Raw genomic sequence first — 4,092 nt, 5'->3', positions numbered from 1 at the left:
GTTTACCGAAGATTTTGAAGGATTAACTTTAGAACCGTTTGTTAGTCCCACAGAAGGAGGTGGAGATGGTACAGACTTTACAACTACTCCCCCGGAAGGTTGGACGCAGGACAATAGCACAACCCCTACAGGTGGGCCGATTGAATTCTTTGGTTGGACGTTCTTGGATAAAAACTCTTGGGCAGCCTCAGCGGGAGGTCAACGTCGGAATGAATTTACCAAAGGGGTTGGCACAGTGATGGTTGCAGATCCTGATGAATATGATGATGCAGACGTTGATATCAATCCCGATTTGTACAACGCTTTCATTCAAACACCAGCCATTGACTTAACAGAAATTGAAGCGAATACAGCGTTTCTCACATTTGATTCCAGTTGGCGTCCGGAAGATAATCAGAAAGCTAATCTCACCGTTTCCTTTGATGGTGGAGAACCCATTGAACTCTTGCGTTGGACTTCCGATCCTAACGACCCCAATTTCAAACCAGATGAGTCCACTAATGAGACATTATCTATTCCGTTAAATAATCCCGAAGATGCAAGTAGTGCGGTTTTGAACTTCGGCGTATTTGAAGCTGGAAACGATTGGTGGTGGGCGGTTGATAATATTTTGGTTCAGGGAAGCGGTGAGACAGTTTCAGGTAATCCGTTTGCAGGTATTACTGATGATACGACCTGGAATTTTCAGACAACAAATGACCTTGAACCGGGCGAAGAATCATTAGAAATTTTGTTAGTTAATGATGACGGGTTTGAAGCAGACGGGATTAACGTCATGTTTGAGGCGTTAACAGAAGCCGGATATAACGTCACCCTTGTCGCCCCCAAAGAACAACAGAGTGGACGGGGAACTCTGATTAACGTTGACCAGATTTTCCAACCCACAGAAGTGGTTAATTTTGAGGAAAATAAATGGTTTGTGGATGGCAGTCCGGTTGTGACAACTTGGGCGGCACTCGATTTTATTTTGGATGGAAACGAACCCGATTTAGTCATTTCTGGGATTAACGAAGGGGCAAATATTGGCAGTAATATTGTCATTTCTTCGGGAACGGTTAGTGCAGCTTCAACCGCAATTCAACGCGGAATTCCAGCGATTGCGGTCAGTGCGGGAACTGGTTCAGATGAGGAGAAGTTAGCAGAAGCCTATGACATTGGGGCAGATTTTGTTGTTGAAATGATCCAACAGTTGGAAGAAAATGACACAGAACAACTCTTACCCGATGGTGTGGGTTTAAATGTCAATATTCCCACAGAATTTGCGGAAGGCGTTGAGGAAATTCAGGGCGTTAAATTCACAGCGTTAGATGAGGTTTCAACCCTTGACCTCCGCTTTGGAGAATTACCCGAAACCTTTGGGGAAGGTGTGGGAGTTTTAATTGACTTTAATTCGCCTATTTCTCCCGATGAAGTGACGAATATTAACTCAGAAGGAGAACAGTTCCTCGCAGGTGCAATTACCGTAACTCCTATTGATGGGGACTGGAGTGGGAGTGAAGAGATTCGAGACAGTTTAAGTCAACGAATTGAAGCTGCCCCCGAAAATGTCACGGCTGAACCCCTGGATATTCTGATTACAAATGATGATGGTTTTGAAGCAGAAGGAATAAAAGTTCTCTACGAAACCTTAACCGTCGCAGGTCATAATGTTACCCTCGTTGCCCCCAAAGAACAACAGAGTGGAAAAGGAACAGTTCTGGATGTTGATGCCATTTTCCAGCCCACAGAAGTCGTGAATTTTGAGGAGAATCAATGGTTTGTTGATGGCGCACCTCGAACCACAACTTGGGCGGCTTTAGACTTTGTTTTAGACGATAAACCTGACTTAGTCATTTCGGGTATTAACGAAGGCGAAAATATCGGTCCGGGTGGTGCCGTTTCTTCTGGAACAGTTAGTGCGGCGGTTACGGCTTTATTACGAGATGTTCCGGCTATTGCGATTAGTGCAGGGATTGATTTTGAGGATGAAACTGTCGTTGATGAAGCCTACGAAATTGGGGCAGATTTTGTTACAAATTTAATTTCCCAACTGCAAGCAACTCAGGAATTAGACGAGACTATTTTACCCGAAGGAACAGGTTTAAGCATTAATATTCCGGTGCGTTTTCCAGAAGGGATTGAGGAAATTCAAGGGGTGAAATTTACTTCAACTAGCGACATTACACCGTTTGATATTGACTTCGGTGAACTTCCCAGTGGCGGTGCCGGACTGGGTTTTGCGCCAGTTGAATTACCGCCAGATGCAGACATTGAACCCAATTCAGAAGGCGGAGAATTTTTATCTGGGTTTATTACCGTTACCCCTTTGGATGGAAGTTGGAACGCCCCAGAAGCTTTGCGAGACGAGGTTCAAGACCTGATTTCACCACTTCTGACCCCAACTCCTCAACCCAACGTTCTCATCGGTTCGGCTGAAAGTGACACCTTAACAGGTCTTCTCGGTGATGATGAAATTATCGGGAACGCAGGTGATGACGTTCTGCGGGGAGAGGGAGGTCGTTCCTCTGGAGGTCAAGCTGGCGGAGATGATACGATTTCTGGTGGTGTAGGAAATGACCGCATTGGAGGTAAAGGCGGTAACGACGAACTTTACGGTGACGAAGGTGATGACCTAATTTGGGGTGATGATGGCGATGACCTAATCCGCGGTGGTTTGGGTGATGACGTTATCACTGGAGATAACTTCTCTGGTGGTCAAGGTTCTGATACCTTTATCTTAGCTGTTGGTGAAGGAACTGATACTATTGTTGACTTTGAAGTTGGAACTGACTTCATCGGTTTAGCTGAGGGTCTAACTTTTGCTGACTTGAGCTTTACTGGAAATAGTATTATCTCAGGTGAAGAAACACTCGCTATTCTCAATGGTATTAATACTACCGCTTTAACTGAGAGTGACTTTACTTCCGTATAACTTTCAAATACTGCTTCTACAATCAATTCTTAAGGGTCAGTATTTTTAGGAATAAAGTTAATATTCCTTTCAAGTTCAATGAGTAAAAATTAAGGCAATATCTCCTCAATATTTACTGATTAACTTACCGTACATTAAAGATCGGATAAATATTTTTATCCGATCTTTTTTCAGAACTTTGAAATATACGAGACACTCGCTGTCCTCAACGGGATTGATACCACTACCTTGACAGAGGCAGACTTTACATCTATTTTTTAATTGGCTTTAACCCGATTCCAAATTCCTTCCCTTTGCCAATGGGAAGGTATATTGATTTTTCTAATGATTGATTTTACTGTTGCTATTCGAGCATATAACTCAGCCAAGAATTTGCCTCAAATTTTGGGCAGACTTAAAAATCAGGTGGGAATAGAAGAAATAGACTGGGAAATTGTTATAGTTGATAACAACAGCACAGATAATACAGCCAAAATAGTTGCTAATTACCAATCTAATTGGGGAGAAAAATTTCCTCTCAAATATTTTACTGAAACTCGGCAAGGATGTGCTTTTGCCAGAAGGAAAGCAATGGAAAAAGCACAAGGTTCTTTAGTAGGTTTTATTGATGATGATAATTTACCTGCACTTGACTGGGTTGCTAAAGCTTATGCTTTTGGTAAATCACATCCTAAAGTAGGTGCTTATGGAGGACAAATTCATGGGGAATTTGAAGTTGAACCACCTCAAAATTTTCAAAAGATAGCTGTGTATTTGGCAATTATTGAAAGAGGTCAAAAAGCTTTTTGCTATAAGCGTAAGAAAAAAGTTTTGCCTCCTGGAGCTGGTACAGTTGTTTCTAAAAAAGCATGGCTAGAAAGTGTTCCTGAAAATTTATTCCTGACAGGAACTGCTGGAAAATCTTTGGCACTTAAAGGAGAAGATATGGAGGTTTTTGCTCATATACAAAATGCAGGATGGGAAATTTGGTACAATCCTGAAATGCATCTCCATCACATGATATCTTCTTCAAGATTGGAGCGAAATTATTTACTATCTCTCGCGCGTGGTTCAGGGTTACACAGAAATCATATTAGAATGATCAGACTTAAACCTTGGCAAAGACCTCTAGCATTTTTTGCTTATCTAGTTAATGATTCTCGGAAAGCTTTATCTTACTTTATCAAAAACTATAATTTGCA

Annotated in this window: 2 protein-coding genes; both read left to right on the top strand. The window is 42.0% G+C overall.

Annotated features, from left to right (window positions below):
- Window positions 1-2,911 (top strand): 5'/3'-nucleotidase SurE (surE, locus tag F6K13_RS21730; RefSeq protein ID WP_287288353.1); only part of this gene is annotated, 2,911 nt, incomplete at its 5' end.
- A gap of 324 nt (window positions 2,912-3,235) precedes the next feature.
- On the top strand, window positions 3,236-4,092 hold an 857-nt coding region (gene hpsE / locus F6K13_RS21725), incomplete at its 3' end, for a hormogonium polysaccharide biosynthesis glycosyltransferase HpsE (RefSeq protein ID WP_287288351.1).

The organism is Okeania sp. SIO2B9 (assembly GCF_010672505.1).
Taxonomy (GTDB): domain Bacteria; phylum Cyanobacteriota; class Cyanobacteriia; order Cyanobacteriales; family Microcoleaceae; genus Okeania; species Okeania hirsuta.
The sequence above is the reverse complement of the archived record's forward strand: the minus strand, read 5'-3'. Positions and strand labels throughout refer to the sequence as shown.